This is a genomic window from Actinomycetes bacterium (genome assembly GCA_036000965.1).
In the GTDB taxonomy this organism is placed as follows: Bacteria; Actinomycetota; CALGFH01; order CALGFH01; family CALGFH01; genus DASYUT01.
This window is the reverse complement of sequence record DASYUT010000214.1, coordinates 1-14,538: the sequence shown is the minus strand read 5'-3', so window position 1 is coordinate 14,538 and position 14,538 is coordinate 1. Positions and strand designations below refer to the sequence as shown.

Genomic DNA, 14,538 nt, shown 5'->3' with positions numbered 1-14,538 from the left:
CTGGCGACCCGGGGGCAGGGTCGTCACCACGTCTCCGAAGCTGCCTGCCCAGCTCAGCGACTGCGAGGGAAGCTGACCATGGCGCTCACCGTCGCCGTCACCGGACCGACCGGGGAGATCGGCACATCGGTGGTCCGCGCGGCGGTCGTCGGCGCCGGGCCGCCGGGGGGGTGACCACGTGCAGCAGCTGACGGGACTGGATGCGGCGTTCCTGGCCATGGAGACCCGGACGGTGTTCGGTCATGTGGGAAGCGTCTGCATCGTCGACCCGTCGACCGCGCCCGAGCCCTTGACGCTGGAGCGGTTCACCCGGGTGGTCGAGTCCCGGCTGCCACTGGTCCCGCTGCTCCGCCGCCGCCTGGTCGACGTGCCACTGGGCCTGGACCAGCCGTACTGGATCGAGGATCCCGACTTCGACATCGAGTTCCACGTCCGGGAACTTGCCCTGCCGTTCCCCGGCAGCGATCGGCAGCTCGCCGAGCAGGCCGCCCGTCTGCACGCTCGTCCGCTGGACCGCAGCCGACCGCTCTGGGAGCTCTACCTGATCTTCGGGCTGCAGGGTGGACGGGCGGCGATCTACAGCAAGGTCCACCATGCGGCCATCGACGGCGTGTCCGGCAACGACGTCCTCGCCGCACTGCTCGACCTGTCGCCCGAGGGTCGCAGGCTGCCCGACCCGCCACCTCCCAAGACGGAGCGGCAACCGGGCGCGGTCGAGTTGCTCGCGCGCAGCGCCGTATCGCTCGCCGGTCACCCGGTCCGTGTGGCGCGGCTCTGCGTCGACCTGCTCCGGTCAGCGCCTGCGCTGGTGGCCAGCCCGGCACGGCCGAGGTTGCCGCTGGTCGACCGGCTGCTGCGACGGGATGGGGAGGCCATCCTGTCGCAGCCCGGTCTGCGGGCGCCGGGGACGCCGTTCAACCGATCGATCACCCAGCACCGGCGGTGGGGGTTCTCCAGCCTGCCCCTGTCGGAGGTCAAGCGCGTGAAGAACGCGTTGGGGGTCACGGTCAACGACGTCGTCATGGCGTTGTGCGCGGGGGCGCTGCGCCGGTGGCTGGCCGACCACGACGCCCTGCCCGCTGTCCCGCTGATCGCCGCGGTACCGGTCTCGGTCCGGACCGAGGAGCAGCAGGGCACCCACGGCAACCGGGTCTCCACCATGCTCGCCATCCTGCCTACCCAGCTTGCCGACCCACGCGACCGCCTGCGGGTGGTGCATGAGGCCATGCGCGCCGCGAAGGAGCAGCACGACGCGCTGCCGGCGAACCTGTTGACCGACGTCACCCAGTTCGCGGTGCCGGCGCTTGCCGGGCAGGCCGCCCGGGTGGCCGCGCGCCTCCGCCTGGTCGAACGGGCCAGCCTCTTCAACCTGATCATCTCGAACGTCCCCGGCCCCAACGTGCCGCTCTACTACGCCGGCGCCGAACTGCTCGCGTACTACCCGCTGTCCGCGATCGTCGACGGCCAAGGCCTCAACATCACGGCAATGAGCTACCGGGACACCCTGTTCTTCGGGGTCATCGCGTGCCGCGAGCTGGTGCCCGACGTCGACAGGCTCACGGCCTACCTGGAGGAGGAGCTGCGGGTGCTGACCGACAGCCTCGACAACGCGGCGACACGGCGTGGCAAGTGACTGCCGGGGCGCCCGTGCGCACGGGCGCCCCGGCAGTCAGTGGTGGCTATGACTGCGGCTCGAGGGCGAATGAGCCGTATGCCGGCTTGCCCGCCGGCTGGTAGACATGGACCGCGACCCCGGTGCTGGTCGTCTTGGTGTCGACCAGTCGCAGCGCGGCCGGGGCGATCCCGTCCCTGAACAGCCGCTTGCCGCTGCCCAGGACAACCGGGTAGATCCATAGGCGGTACTCGTCGATCAGGTCGTGGGCCATCAGGGTCTGGGCGAGCTGGCCACTGCCGTGGACCTGGAGTTCGTTCCCGGGCTGGCGCTTCAGCTTGGCGACCTCGTCCGCGAGATCCCCCTTCAGCAGCGTGGAGTTGTTCCACTGGAGCTTGTCCAGGGTCGTGGAGGCGACGTACTTGGGCAGCTTGTTGAGCTTGGTCGCGACCGGGTCGGCCTCGTCGGTGACCTGCGGCCACCACGCCGCGAAGATCTGGTAGGTCCTTCGCCCCAGCAGGAAGGCGTCCGCCGCGGCGAACCAGTCGGCGACGAAGCGCCCCATGTCCTCGTCGGCGTAGGGGACCAGCCAGCCGCCTTGGTCGAACCCGTCGCTGCGGTCTTCCTCCGCACCCTCAGGTCCCTGCATGGCTCCCAGGCGGTCACCGTGGACTCCTGGGTGACGCCGGCGAGGGTCATTCGCGCCGCGCCACCCTCGCGGGGCTCGACCTGGTTGCGGCCCATGAACCAGGCGTCGATGCCCGGGCCCGTGGCGATCGCCTCCCAGACCTGCTCGGGGGTGGCGTCCAGGGTGATCTCCTTGCGGAGCTCGAATTCATGGCCCATCTCGGCACTCCTCAGGTCTCGGTGTCGGTGTCGGTCTTGGCCGGCCTGGTGGTGACGCTGGGATGGAGGGCGACGACCAGGCGGTGCTCACGCCCGCCTTCGGCGGTCTGGTCGTGGTACCTGCCGATCAGCGCGGCGACCGTGCTGGCCAGCTCCTCGGCGAAGGCGGCACGGTCGGCCGCCGTCGCGAACCGCACCTCGCCGTCGATGGCGAAGGTGGCCAGCGGTTTGCCGGCCTTGGTCGCGCCGGTGATGAGGGCGCCCACGTCGCGGACCAGCTGGGCGGCCAGGGCGAGCAGCCAGCGGGCCGAGAGCCGGTCAGGGAAGCGGCCCGGGTCGGGCGCCACCGCGCCGAGGACGGCCGGGGAGATCACGTAGGCCGCCGCGGTGGCCTGCAGGACCCGTTCGGTGCAGTTGCCCTTGCGGCGCTCCTCCACGAGGGTGACGAGGCCGTGACGCTCCAGCGCGCGGAGGTGGTAGTTCACCTTCTGCCTGGGCAGGCCCACCCGGGCGGCCAGGGTCGTGGCCGAGGCGGGTTCGTGGAGCTCGGCCAGCAGCCGGGCCCGGATCGGGTCGAGGGTGGCCTCGGCGGCGGCGGGGTCGTCGATGAGGGTGACGTCGAGCATGTCGCCAGGGTGCCACCGACAAGTCATGTTGTCAAAATGCTTGAAGTTGTCGGCGCCACGGTGCGGAGGTCCATGGCATGCGCTGTTGCATTGGGCGGAGGTCTCGTCCACGAACCAGCGATCTCCCACGGGTGCCGGCAGGGGCGGGCGGCGTCGGCCAGCAGCGGCGTGCACCGCACCACCCAGCGGTACACGGTGACGTGGTCGACCTCGACCCCACGCTCGGCGAGCAGCTCCTCGACGTCGCGGTAGGAGAGGCCGAAGCGCAGCCCCGTGGCCAGCGCCAGCCACTGGTGCTCCCCCACCAGAGGGAGGTGGGGCGCCGATCTCCCCGGCGCGGGCGAGCGCGCGGTCCCGGGCCGCGTGCCAGCATCACGCCAGCGGCGGAGAGATCGGCTCTGGGAGGCGACCATGGACGACGGCGCTGGACGGCGGTGGCTCGGCTGGGAGACAGCACTCGGCGGGCTGCTCTTGCTGCTCGGGATTGTGGTCTTGCTCGGTCAGGCCTTCCACCTGGACCTGGGACGGGTCGGCTGGCCGGTCTTCGTGATCGTCCCGGGCCTCGCCCTGCTGGGGCTCGGCCTGGCCGCGCCCGGCCGCTTGGGTGAGGTGCTGGCCACGGTCGGCGGCGTGGTCACCATGGCCGGGTTGGTGCTGCTGTTCCAGAACGCGACCGGCCGGTTTGAGACCTGGGCCTACGCCTGGACCCTGGTGGTGCTGGTCGGTGGTGGGATCGGGCGGTGGCTGCTGGGTGTCGTGCGCGACCGTCGCGACCTGGCCGCCAGCGGCGGTTGGCTGATCGCAGCCGGGCTGGTCGCCTTCCTGGTCTCCGCGGTCTTCTTCGAGGTCGTGGTCGGGATCGGCGGCCGCCGCTACGGGGTGGCCGGCCGCTACGCCCTGCCGGCCCTGCTGATCCTGGCCGGGCTGGTCCTGCTCGGCCGTAGGCTGCTGGCGGTCAGGCGGCCGTGAGGTCAGGCCTCCCGCGGCGAGCAACGTCGCGGTGGGGAAACCCATGGCAGCCCATCTCCAGTTGACACTGCACACGGTGTTGCTCAAAGGGGATCTGGGCTCGGCTTGGGTGCTGCAGGCGGTTTGGGGAGGAGGTCGTCGGCTACCCGGCGGTTCCCGCAGGGTTGTTGGCCGGCGGTGCGGGCCGCGACGGCGAGAGGCGCGAGCAGGACGGGCGGGGTGATGGCGCGGCGGCAGCCAGGAACCGGGTCGCGGGCGGGGGTCCCGGAGGCGCAGGTGGCCGGCGGTGCTCGCCGGGGTGGGCCTGGCGGGGCTGGTCGACGTGATCGTGTTCCACCAGCTGCTGGGCTCGCACCACTTCTACGACCGGTCGACCTAGCGCTGCTCGCTTGCCAGCCGTAGCCCCAGCCCGAGGAGTACGGCGCCCGTCAGGCCATCCAGGACACGGCGAATCCTCGGTCGGCGCAGGACATCGCCTGCCTTGGCGACCACGATGGCGTAGCCCGTGAGCCAGATGAGTGTCAGCACGCAGAAGACAAGGCCGAGGACGAGCAGGACGAAGACCGAGGCGTCCCCGCGGGAGGTGAACTGCGGCAGCAGGCTCATGAAGAACACGGCCATCTTGGGGTTCCCGAGGTTGCTGATCACCCCTTGGCGATAGGCAACCAAAGGGGTGAGACGGCGCGCGGACCCCTCGTCGATCGCCGCTCGTCTCGGCCCATCGGAACGCAGCGCGCCAGACAGCGCCTGCGTTCCGAGAACCACCAGGTACGCGGCGCCCGCGAGCTTGAGGGCGACGAAGGCCGGCTCGGAGGCGACCAGGAGGGCCGCAATCCCTGCGCCCGTGGCGAGCGCCCAGGCCGCCTGTCCCGTCACGACCCCAAGCGCGGTAACGACCCCAAGCGCGGTAACGACCCCACACCTTCGGTGGCCGAGCAACGCATTGCGAACCGTCAGCGCGGTGTCCTGTCCCGGCGTGACGATGACCAGGACACTGATCCCGAGGAACCCCATGAAGTCGCCTGCCACGTCCCGCATTGTCGCTCGCCAGGTCGTTTCACGCGAGTGCTGGTCACCTTCCAGCGGCCCGTGGGTTGTGTTGCTTTCTGCCGACGAACGGCAGCCTGAAGCGACAACGCCCGCTCAGGATCAGCTCGCCACGGCCAGCTCGCTAAACGCCACCGCCACCCGCCGGGTGGCCGGCGCCTTAACGGCCAGCTGCTCGCGGGCGAGCGTGCCGCTGGCCGTGGCAGTCTCCATCATGGGGTCAGCAGCTCCCATCCCGCCAGCCTCGTCGACGGGATCGGCGGTATCCTCGCGGTCTCCGGGCACGGATCGGTGGATCGGCGTCCTTGCGATGGGGGGTGGCGTGGACCGACGCGCGGTCGAGAACATGTGGGAGTCGTTCCGGCAGGCCTGTGGGGTCGACGCCGACGACCACGACGCGTTTGCCTTCGGCGACTCGCCTGCGATGGCCGACGAGCTCGCCGACCTGGTGCTGCACGGGCCCAAGCGGGCCACGGCCGGGCTGCTGCTGGAGTTCGAGCGCGACCACGAGCCGGTCCCCCGGGAAGGCGGGTACTGGGTCGTGGCCGACGGCCGCGGCCTGCCGGTGTGCGTGATCCGGACCACCCAGGTCGAGATCAAGCCGCTGCGCGAGGTTGACGCTGGCTTCGCGTGGGATGAGGGCGAGGGCGAGCGGACCTTGGCGTGGTGGCTGGACGCCCACCGCCGGTACTTCACGCGACGCTGCGCCGAGCTGGGCATCCGGTTCTCCGACGAGCTACCGACGGTGTTCGAACGCTTCGAGCTCGTCTGGCCCCGGCCTGAAGAGGTCGGCTCCAGGTCCTGACCGCAGTTGTGCCCATGCTCCCAGAGTGGGCATCGCCGGCGCCGCGGGTTCGGCCTGCGGGCGGCAAAGCCGATCGCGGTTGCGGGAGGCGTCGTTGCTGGCTAGGCTGAGCGCAATTCTGCGCGACTGTGATTTGGGTCGCGCGGGTATGCCGTGAAAGGAGTCCGATGGGCACCAAGACCATCACCATGTACGTTTCCGACATGGATGCGCAGGAGATTGCCGCTGGGCAGGCCTATCAGCTCACCATCCGCCATCCCGACGGGTCGACCCAGCAGCTGGATATCTCGGCGCAGAACTATCAGGGCCTGAAGCTCGAGGGCCTCGGCAAGGTGCTGAAAAAGCGCGGCCGCAAGCCGGGCAGCGGCACCGCCAACGGTGCCGCCGGCACCGCCGGCACTCGCCGACGTCGGAGCCGCTCGCCCAACGGCGACGCCAAGCCTGCCCGCTCCTGAGCTCGGCGGGGGTGGGCGCGGCGCGCCCGCACACGACACAGCATCAGGGAATTCACCGGGCAGTCGATCGACGAATCCGACCTCTCCAACCGCCGCGGTACCGACGGGCCAGAGTCCCGGCAGCCCGCGCTGAGCGGCGCGAGCATCACCCGCGAGGCGTCGTGTAACCCTGCCCGGTCCGCGGTCAACGCTGGTAAAGCCCCACGAGCTCCACGACGGCGAGGATCCTGCCCGCCAGGGCCCGCTCCAGCTCGTCGCTGCCGGCACCAGGCGGGACCCGCAGGTCGTCGGCCACGGCATGCAGCCGGAACCGGTAGCGGTGGCGGCCGTGACCGCGGGGCGGGCAGGGCCCGCGGTAGCCGACCGTGCCGAAGTCGTTGCGGCCTTCGACCGGCGCGGCCTCCCCTTCGGCGAGCCCGCCCGCGTCCGGGTCGATACCCCAGGCGAGCCAGTGGACGAAGCGGCCGCTTGGCGCATCTGGATCGTCCACGATCAGCGCGAGCGACCGCGTTCCGGCGGGTGGCGGCGACCACGACAGCGGTGGCGAGCGGTCCTCCCCGTCGCAGGTGTGGCGGCGCGGGATGGGTCCGTGGTTCGCAAAAGCGCTGCTGGTGAGCGAGAACCCGGTCACTGCGCACCTCCATGGGTGTCCAGGAGCCACCCTCGGCCACGCGATCCTGGCTCCACATCATGCGACGGCGGCACCGAGGTGACCAGCATCCCACCCTGCTCGCGGACGGCGGAGCGGGGCCGGTCAACGCCGCTCCGAGCAGGAATCCCGCGGGGTCGCGGGGGCGGCGCCGCCCTTCATTCCCGGCAGCCTGCCGCTGCCGTGTGAAGCGCGCTCCAGGGCGTTGGGGTTCAGGGCGAATCGCTGCGACCCGCCCTCCACGTCCACGCGACCCGCCCTCCGCCATCCACGAGGGCGGGGAGGGGCAGGCCGGGCCGACTACGAGACGTTCTGGCTCACGCCGGCCAAGGCGTTCGTGGTCGCCGCCGTCGCGGGCTGGTCGTCGTGTAGGGCCTCGGCGGTGAGCCGGGGCAGCTCGGCGTTGGTCACTCGGATCAGCGTCGCCCCGAGGGCCAGGGAGAGGAAGATCCCGACGAGGCCCCACACGACCTTGGGCGATGCATCTGTGTGGTGGATGGCCTGACTGGGAAGGGGGGAACAGTGGCCTGACTGGGAAGGGGGAGCCGTGCTGGTCTGGATCTGCGCAACCTGCGGCAACCACTATCCGGACACCGACCAGGCGCCCCGAGTCTGTGCCATCTGCGCGGACGAGCGCCAGTGGGTGCCCGCGACCGGCCAGCGGTGGACCACGCTGGAGGAGCTGCGCGCGGCCGGGCACCGCGGTGACGTCCGCGAGGTGGAGCCGGGCCTGGTCGGGATCGGCGTGGACCCGCCGTTCGCCATCGGCCAGCGGGCGCTGCTGGTGCGCACGCCCGAGGGCAACCTGCTGTGGGACCCGCCCGGCTTCCTCGACGAGCGGGCCCTGCAGGCGGTCAGGGACGCCGGGGGGCTGCGCGCGGTCAGCGCGAGCCACCCCCACTTCTACGGCGCGATCACCGAGTGGAGCCACGCCCTCGACGCCGAGATCCTGTTGCCCGAGGCCGACGCCTCCTGGCTCACCCGCCCCGACCCTGCGGTGCGGACCTGGTCTGGCTCGCTGCCGGTACTTCCCGGCGTCACCCTGGTCCAGTGCGGCGGGCACTTCGCGGGCAGCGCGGTCGTGCACTGGGCCGCGGGGGCCGCGGGCGCCGGTGCGCTGCTCAGCGGCGACACCGTCTTCGTGACCCCGGGCGAGGACCGGGTCAGCTTCGTGCGGAGCGCGCCGAACCGGCTGCCGCTGCCCGAGCGGGCGGTCCGCGGCGTCGTCGACGCGGTGCGACCCTACCGGTTCGACCGCATCTACGGCGGCTGGTGGGAGCCGGTGCTGCGCGGGGATGCCCAGCGGGTGGTGGAGAACTCCGCCGAGCGGTACATCCAGTGGCTACGCGGCGAGGTGGCACTATGAGCGCGTTCACCTCACCGAGGGAGCGATCTTCCGTCTTCGCCCTTCCATAGCGCCCGCGCTGACTGGTTTGAAGCAGTCACGGTCATACGGACCGCCGCGCAGTACGACGGGACAGCCAAACGGCGTGACTTGTCAGGCTGCTCACGAGCGCAAAATGCGAAAACAGCGTCACTGCGTTTGATTACCGCAGTGATAAGGGCGAGTACACGGGATGCCTGGAGCAACGGGGAGCGCTCGTCCTCGACCCACCACCGGCCCTCCAGCACCGGCATCGAAAAGCCCGCCCCTGCCTGCGCGGCGAGCGCCAGGACCTGCCCGGCGACCGCGTACAGGGCCTGGCAGCTCTCCCAGTACACCGGCCCGCCTCAGTGCAGCGCCGCAGCTTGCCGTCGTCGTTCATCCATGAACGCACCCGCTCCACCACCCAGCGCCGGCCTGCCTGGACCGGGGCGGGCATCCCCTTGCGGGCGATCGTGGCGGTAACCCCAGCTCGTCCAGCAGCGCGCTGGTCACCGCACTGTCGTCGCCAGGTCAAGGTGGACGTCGGCGTCCTGCGGGAAGGTGCCGACCTGCAGCGTCGCGGCCCCAGGGGTCGGGCCGAGCAGCGGCGAGTCGTGCCGGTTGGATGGACGGTGACCCCGGCGAGGTGGACTTCGACGTCCCGTCCAGCGTGGAGGCGGCCGGGCTCGCGGCGAGGCCAAGGCCGCCGGTCACTCGGACGGCATCAGGATCCAGAGGATCGGATAGATGATGATCTGGGATCCAGGGATCACGATCAGCGTGACGATGAACAGGATCCTCATCGTCCACGGCCCGATCCCGAACCGCCTCGCCAGACCGGCGCAGACCCCTGCCAGGATGCGGCCCTGGCGGGGACGGACGAGACCCTGGCGGCGGAACGACTCCATACTTCGACAACTCCTCTGGCGACAGCGACACGCTCGACGACCACGCTAGCGGAGTCCCATGTCGAGGGCATCGGGGTCACCTCCACAACCGCGTTCCGGCGCCGTATGGATGAGGCCGCTCGCGAGCGCGCCCAAACGAGGGCATGTGAGCCCCCATTTCCCCGTGGGTGGACCTCAGACGCCACCTTGGCTGCGAATCTCGTAGGGCGAGCTCAGGCGCGGGCAGGCTCGGCGTTGCCGTTGGGCGACCGTGAAGGGTGCGCAAACGCGTCCTCCGCGCACTCTTGATCTGGCAACACGGCGCGACGTGTTGACTCGCTGACTGTCGGCTCCTACGGTTGGAGCGGAGTGCCCCCGACGAAGGAGTCGGTCATGTCCGTCCGTCCGCCGAGCCCCGACGAGCTGGCGGCGGTCGCCGCCAGGTACGGCCTGGGCCTTTCCGCCGCCGACATCGAGGAGTTCGAGCCGTTCGTCGCCGGCCTGCTGGGCTCCTGGGACAAGGTGGAGCGGCTCTACGCCAGGACCGCTCCGACGCCGCCCACCGACCGGGCCTGGCAGCGCCCTTCCGACGAGGAGAACCCGCTGGGTGCGTGGTATGTCCGCACCGACATCACCGAGGCCGACGGCGGCCCGCTGGCCGGCCGCGCGGTGGCGATCAAGGACAACACGATGGTCGCCGGCGTGCCGATGATGAACGGCTCGCGGACCGTCGAGGGCTTCGTGCCTACTCGGGATGCCACGATCGTCTCCCGGCTGCTCGCGGCGGGCGCGACGATCACCGGGAAGGCGGTCTGCGAGGACCTCTGCTTCTCCGGCGGCAGCCACACCTCGCGCACCGGGCCGGTACGCAACCCGTGGGACCCGTCGCGGAGCGCAGGCGGGTCGTCCAGCGGCAGTGCAGCGCTCGTCGCATCCGGCGCGGTCGACATGGCAACCGGTGGTGACCAGGGCGGTTCGGTACGCATCCCGAGCGCGTACAGCGGCTCCGTCGGACACAAGCCGACGCACGGCCTGGTGCCCTACACCGGGGCGTTCCCGATCGAGTTCACCCTCGACCATCTCGGTCCGATGACCCGCACCGTGAGCGACGCCGCGCTCATGCTCGGCGTGATGGCCGGCCCGGACGGCTACGACGCCCGCCAGCCACGCGACGTCGTGCCGCAGGACTACGTCGGCGCGCTGGCCAGCGACGCGGCCGGGCTCCGGATCGGTGTGGTCGCCGAGGGCTTCGGCATCGAAGGGGTCTCGCAGCAGGGCGTGGATGACGCCGTGCGATCGGCCGTGGAAACGCTGCGGTCGGCCGGTCTGGTCGCGGAGGACGTGTCCATCCCGTGGCACGCCGATGCGATGCCGGTCTGGGACGTGATCGCCACCGAGGGCGCGACCGCGCAGATGGTCGACGGCAACGCCTACGGCATGAACTGGCAGGGACTGTACGACCCGGAGCTGATCGCGCACTACGGGCAGCAGTGGCGGGAGCGCGGCGCGGACTTCTCCGAGACGGTCAAGCTCGTGCTGCTGGCCGGCCGGCACGCGATCGACAGCCAGCACGGCAGGCACTACGCGATGGCCCGCAACCTCGCCTACGAGCTGCGCAAGGCCTACGACGACGCGCTCGAGCGCTACGACGTCCTCGTCATGCCGACGCTGCCGCTCACCGCGACCGAGCTCCCACCCGCCGACGCCCCGCGCAACGTCTACATCCCGCGCGCCCTGGAGATGATCGCCAACACCGCGCCGTTCGACGTCACCGGCCACCCGGCCACGTCGGTGCCCGCCGGTCTGGTGGACGGCTTGCCGGCCGGGCTCATGATCGTCGGCAAGCACTTCGAGGACGCCACCCCGCTGCGGGTGGCGCAGGCCTATGAGAAGGCGGTCGGGGGCTTCCCGATGCCGACCACGCCCGCAGCCGTAGGGAGCAGCCCATGAACGGTGCCCATGACCTTGGTGGTCTCGACGGCCTCGGCCCGGTCGTCGTCGAGAAGGACGAACCGGTCTTCCACTCGGAGTGGGAGAAGGCGGCCTTCGCCATGTTCTCCATGCCTTTCCGGGCGGGGTTTTTCGGCGTCGACCAGTTCCGCCACGGCATCGAGCAGATGCACCCTGCGGAGTACCTGGCCTCGCGCTACTACGAGCACTGGATGCACACCGTCGAGCACTACGGCGAGAAGGCGGGCGTGCTGGACCCCGCCGAGATCGAGCGGCGGACCCGGCACTACCTGGAGCACCCGGACGAGCCGCTGCCGCAGCGTGACGACCCCGACCTGCTCGCGTTCGTCAACGGGGTCGTCAAGACCGGGGCCCCGGCCGGCAGGCCGTCCGGCGCGGCGCCCAAGTTCGCGGTCGGCGACCGGGTCCGGGTCATCGACGACAGCCCGCTCGACCACACCCGCAAGGCCCGCTACATCCGGGGCAAGACCGGCGTCATCGAGCACGCGCACGGCACGTTCATCTACCCGGACAGCGCCGGGAACGGGCGGGGCGAGGACCCCAAGCACGTCTACACCGTCAAGTTCGACTCCACCCATCTCTGGGGTCCGGAAGCCGGGGATCCCAACGCATCGGTGTACTTCGACGTCTGGGAGCCCTACCTCGAGAAGGCCTGAGATCTGCTCGCCGAGCCGACCTACCGGCACCGCCCGCACCGACCCTTCCCCAGCCTGCGCGTGAGGAGAAACAGCCGAGATGAGCGCAACCGAGAGCCCGCTGCCCGTCACCATGCACCAACGCTCGGACGCCGAGGTGGCAGCCCGGGTCAAGGCCCTTGAGTCGATCATGATCGAGAAGGGCATCATGACCACCGAGGCGGTCGACCGCCTCGCGGAGATCTACGAGAACGAAGTCGGCCCGCAGCTCGGCGCGTCGGTCGTGGCCAAGGCGTGGAGCGATCCCGGGTTCCGCGAGCGGCTGCTCGCCAACGGCACTGAAGCCTGTGCCGAGATGGGCATCGGCGGCCTGCAGGGCGAGGACATGGTCGTCGTGGAGAACACCGGCACGGTGCACAACGTGATCGTCTGCACGCTGTGCTCCTGCTACCCGTGGCCGGTGCTCGGGCTGCCGCCGAACTGGTACAAGTACCCGGCCTACCGCTCCAGCATCGTCCGGGCGCCGCGCCAGGTGCTGCGCGAGAGCTTCGGATTCGACATCCCCGAGTCGGTCGAGATCCGGGTCTGGGACTCCTCCTCGGAGATGCGCTACTGGGTGCTGCCGCTGCGCCCCGAGGGCACCGAAGGGATGAGCGAGTCCGAGCTCGCCGCGCTCGTGACGCGCGACTCGATGATCGGCACCGGCCCGACAGCGACCCCATGAGGACCGACACGACGCAGGTCGGTGACGCCCGGCGGCGGGTGGAGCAACTGCTCACCGAGCTACCGGGCGATGCCGATCAACTGTCCTTCAACCATCCCTGGGAGCTGCGCGCATTCGCGCTGGCGGTGGCGGCCTACCACAACGGGCAGTACGACTGGAGCGAGTTCCAGCTGGCCCTGATCGGCGCCATCCGGCAGTGGGAGGACGGTGCGGCGGACGAGCCGTGGCGCTACTACGACCGGTGGCTGGAGGCGCTGGAGACCGTGCTGTCGGGCAACGGGGTCCTGGTAGGCACCGAGCTGGACGACCGGACCGGCGCCATGCTCGCCACACCGCGCGACGCCAACCACCACCACACCCACCGGGAGCCGGTCGCCGTCGACCCGGCGCGCTGAGCCGGAACCTCACCGGCCACCCTGCCTCGCTCTCAGAAGCACGTACAGCCGTCGCAGCCAGATGGTGTCGACCAGCTCCTCCACCTCCTGGTCGAGCTGCGTCGTCCCGGTCCGCGGTGGAGTTCCTCGCCGGGCTGGCCGCGGGGCGGGTCCTGGAACTCGCGATCGGGACCGGCCGGGTCGCGCTGCCCTGGCCTCCCGGGGTATCACCTCGAGGGCGTCGACGCCTCGGCGGCGATGGTGGCACGGCTCCGCGCCAAACCGGGTGGTGAGCAGATCCCGGTCACCATCGGTGACATGGCCGAGGTGCCGGCAAGGCCTCCCGATAGCTTCCAGCGCAAGAACGGCGAGTGCGACGGGTGTGGCAGAGGCTGGCTCTCCTGGCGTCGCGCGTGGCCGAGGAACCGTAAAGGAGCACCATCCTGTTCAGGTTGATGGTGGGTATGCTCGTCAACGAGCCGGGCTGAGGCCGCCGTCCTGGGACCGCTTCTCCAACGGGCGGGCAGAGTGGCGGTCTCAACCGGTCAATGCACCACCGTTAGCGGGCGGTCTCGTCGTCACCCTGGCCTCGGTTGCCCATACGGACGGCGGCCGGTCCGCGGCTGGGCCGGCGCATTCGACGTTGTCGTCGTGGCCGTCTTGAAGGCGGGAACGCACCGGTTCGCCTGCCCTCGGTAGAACGCTCGATGCAAGCCGTTTCCTCGCAGCGTAGAGTTGTCCCCCAGAGGGACGACAAGCAGAAACGGAGCGCGCTGCGGTGCCTCAGACAACCGAACCCAGCTACCTGCGCACGACACAGGTCGCCGAGCTCCTCCAGGTGTCACCAAAGACCGTCAGCCGCTGGGCCAAGGAGGGCAAGCTGCCCTACCTGCGCACCCTCGGCGGCCACCGACGCTACCCCGACCGGGAGATCCGGGCGCTGCTGGAAACCCTGTCAGAACCACTGGCGGCCGACCAGCAGTACGCGACCTCTTCATAGGCACTGGCGGTTCGCCGCAGGCTCCGGCCGGGCCAGATCTCGGCGGCCGGCCAGGCGACCTCCTCCTCGCAGAAGCTGACGGTCTGCTCGGCTCGTGCCCGGCACCAGGGCGGTCGTGGGTGCTCGCCAGCACGTTGAGCCGCTGTCCATACCAGGTCTCAAGCCAGGTGGACGGAATCACACAGCGCGAAAGCGCGGACTGGAAAGCTACCAAGCCCGCGTAGCTTGACCGGCACCGCGAAGAAGGCAAACGGTCGGTCGCCGATCGCGCCGAGGTTGCACAGGTGCTCCACGATCGGGACGCCGGCCCCAAGCAAGATCGAGTGTGCCGGCCGCCGGCTATCAGCCGGGTCGTCGATGTTGAGCGAGTCGATGCCGACCAGCGCGGCCCCGGCGTCGGCCAGGTACCTGGCGGCCGCCTCGGTGAGGAAGAGGAGATCCGGGCCGCGATCCTGGAGCACGGCTGGAGCAATGCCGCCGGCGCCTACACCCAGGCGTTCGACGGCGACGACCTGGACGCCAGCAACCTGATGCTGGCGATCACCGGGTTCCTGTCCGGCGACGACCCGCGG

At 70.7% G+C, this 14,538-nt stretch carries 17 protein-coding genes and 4 pseudogenes; 12 read left to right on the top strand and 9 right to left on the bottom strand.

Translation table 11 applies throughout. From position 1 onward, the window contains the following. The first annotated feature begins 178 nt into the window (after positions 1-178). Positions 179-1,633: a wax ester/triacylglycerol synthase family O-acyltransferase gene (locus VG276_19850; protein HEV8651581.1), complete on the top strand. Its 1,455-nt coding sequence runs from the start codon at positions 179-181 to the stop codon at positions 1,631-1,633. Between the two features lie 49 nt (positions 1,634-1,682). Here the strand turns inward: VG276_19850 and VG276_19845 are convergent. The 3 genes and pseudogenes from VG276_19845 to VG276_19835 form a co-directional block, all read right to left on the bottom strand. Beyond that, positions 1,683-2,447: pseudogene (locus tag VG276_19845) on the bottom strand (SRPBCC domain-containing protein). 22 nt (positions 2,448-2,469) lie between these two features. Continuing rightward, complete coding sequence (locus VG276_19840) at positions 2,470-3,084, bottom strand: helix-turn-helix domain-containing protein (GenBank protein HEV8651580.1); 615 nt, start codon at positions 3,082-3,084, stop codon at positions 2,470-2,472. Positions 3,085-3,107: 23 nt separating this feature from the next. Next, entirely contained in the window at positions 3,108-3,389 is a 282-nt protein-coding gene (locus VG276_19835; GenBank protein ID HEV8651579.1) for a hypothetical protein, read from the bottom strand. A gap of 106 nt (positions 3,390-3,495) precedes the next feature. On the opposite strand from VG276_19835, the gene VG276_19830 reads away from it, so the two are divergent. Together VG276_19830 and VG276_19825 are read left to right on the top strand one after the other, a co-directional pair. Next, the gene (locus tag VG276_19830) at positions 3,496-4,053 is read left to right on the top strand and encodes a hypothetical protein (GenBank protein ID HEV8651578.1); all 558 of its coding nucleotides are present in this window, start codon (positions 3,496-3,498) and stop codon (positions 4,051-4,053) included. Positions 4,054-4,339: 286 nt separating this feature from the next. Beyond that, positions 4,340-4,432, top strand: coding sequence for a DUF2243 domain-containing protein (locus tag VG276_19825; GenBank protein ID HEV8651577.1), 93 nt, complete (start codon positions 4,340-4,342; stop codon positions 4,430-4,432). Here VG276_19825 and VG276_19820 read toward each other — a convergent pair. Further along, on the bottom strand, positions 4,429-5,082 hold the full coding sequence (locus VG276_19820; protein ID HEV8651576.1) for a LysE family translocator: 654 nt from the start codon (positions 5,080-5,082) through the stop codon (positions 4,429-4,431). The genes VG276_19825 and VG276_19820 overlap by 4 nt on opposite strands. Before the next feature lie 340 nt (positions 5,083-5,422). On the opposite strand from VG276_19820, the gene VG276_19815 reads away from it, so the two are divergent. Next, positions 5,423-5,905: an ASCH domain-containing protein gene (locus tag VG276_19815; GenBank protein HEV8651575.1), complete on the top strand. Its 483-nt coding sequence runs from the start codon at positions 5,423-5,425 to the stop codon at positions 5,903-5,905. Between the two features lie 167 nt (positions 5,906-6,072). Continuing rightward, positions 6,073-6,360: a hypothetical protein gene (locus VG276_19810; GenBank protein HEV8651574.1), complete on the top strand. Its 288-nt coding sequence runs from the start codon at positions 6,073-6,075 to the stop codon at positions 6,358-6,360. A 184-nt stretch (positions 6,361-6,544) separates the two neighbouring features. Here the strand turns inward: VG276_19810 and VG276_19805 are convergent, their stop codons facing one another. Both VG276_19805 and VG276_19800 read right to left on the bottom strand, forming a co-directional pair. Then, positions 6,545-6,991: a YbhB/YbcL family Raf kinase inhibitor-like protein gene (locus VG276_19805; GenBank protein ID HEV8651573.1), complete on the bottom strand. Its 447-nt coding sequence runs from the start codon at positions 6,989-6,991 to the stop codon at positions 6,545-6,547. Positions 6,992-7,309: 318 nt separating this feature from the next. Further along, positions 7,310-7,477 carry a hypothetical protein gene (locus tag VG276_19800; GenBank protein HEV8651572.1) on the bottom strand — a complete coding sequence of 56 codons (168 nt, stop codon included), beginning with the start codon at positions 7,475-7,477 and terminating at the stop codon, positions 7,310-7,312. A 79-nt stretch (positions 7,478-7,556) separates the two neighbouring features. On the opposite strand from VG276_19800, the gene VG276_19795 reads away from it, so the two are divergent. Beyond that, positions 7,557-8,375, top strand: coding sequence for a hypothetical protein (locus VG276_19795; protein ID HEV8651571.1), 819 nt, complete (start codon positions 7,557-7,559; stop codon positions 8,373-8,375). Between the two features lie 364 nt (positions 8,376-8,739). On the opposite strand, the pseudogene VG276_19790 reads toward VG276_19795, so the two are convergent. Both VG276_19790 and VG276_19785 read right to left on the bottom strand, forming a co-directional pair. Then, positions 8,740-9,001, bottom strand: a pseudogene (locus tag VG276_19790) (IS5/IS1182 family transposase). An 84-nt stretch (positions 9,002-9,085) separates the two neighbouring features. Then, complete coding sequence (locus VG276_19785) at positions 9,086-9,283, bottom strand: PspC domain-containing protein (GenBank protein ID HEV8651570.1); 198 nt, start codon at positions 9,281-9,283, stop codon at positions 9,086-9,088. Between the two features lie 372 nt (positions 9,284-9,655). Here VG276_19785 and VG276_19780 point away from each other — a divergent pair, with 372 nt between their 5' ends. The 6 genes and pseudogenes from VG276_19780 to VG276_19755 all read left to right on the top strand — a co-directional run bounded on the left by VG276_19780 (position 9,656) and on the right by VG276_19755 (position 13,966). Continuing rightward, positions 9,656-11,212: an amidase gene (locus VG276_19780; GenBank protein ID HEV8651569.1), complete on the top strand. Its 1,557-nt coding sequence runs from the start codon at positions 9,656-9,658 to the stop codon at positions 11,210-11,212. Then, positions 11,209-11,889: a nitrile hydratase subunit beta gene (gene nthB, locus VG276_19775; GenBank protein ID HEV8651568.1), complete on the top strand. Its 681-nt coding sequence runs from the start codon at positions 11,209-11,211 to the stop codon at positions 11,887-11,889. The genes VG276_19780 and nthB overlap by 4 nt, the downstream gene beginning before the upstream one ends. A gap of 79 nt (positions 11,890-11,968) precedes the next feature. After that, positions 11,969-12,592 (top strand): nitrile hydratase subunit alpha, encoded by a 624-nt coding sequence (gene nthA, locus VG276_19770; GenBank protein HEV8651567.1) that lies wholly within the window; start codon positions 11,969-11,971, stop codon positions 12,590-12,592. Next, entirely contained in the window at positions 12,589-12,987 is a 399-nt protein-coding gene (locus tag VG276_19765) for a nitrile hydratase accessory protein (protein HEV8651566.1), read from the top strand. The genes nthA and VG276_19765 overlap by 4 nt, the downstream gene beginning before the upstream one ends. A gap of 116 nt (positions 12,988-13,103) precedes the next feature. Beyond that, positions 13,104-13,296, top strand: a pseudogene (locus VG276_19760) (class I SAM-dependent methyltransferase). 448 nt (positions 13,297-13,744) lie between these two features. Continuing rightward, entirely contained in the window at positions 13,745-13,966 is a 222-nt protein-coding gene (locus VG276_19755) for a BldC family transcriptional regulator (protein ID HEV8651565.1), read from the top strand. A gap of 158 nt (positions 13,967-14,124) precedes the next feature. Here VG276_19755 and VG276_19750 read toward each other — a convergent pair. After that, positions 14,125-14,409, bottom strand: a pseudogene (locus tag VG276_19750) (cyclase family protein). Positions 14,410-14,538 lie beyond the last annotated feature (129 nt).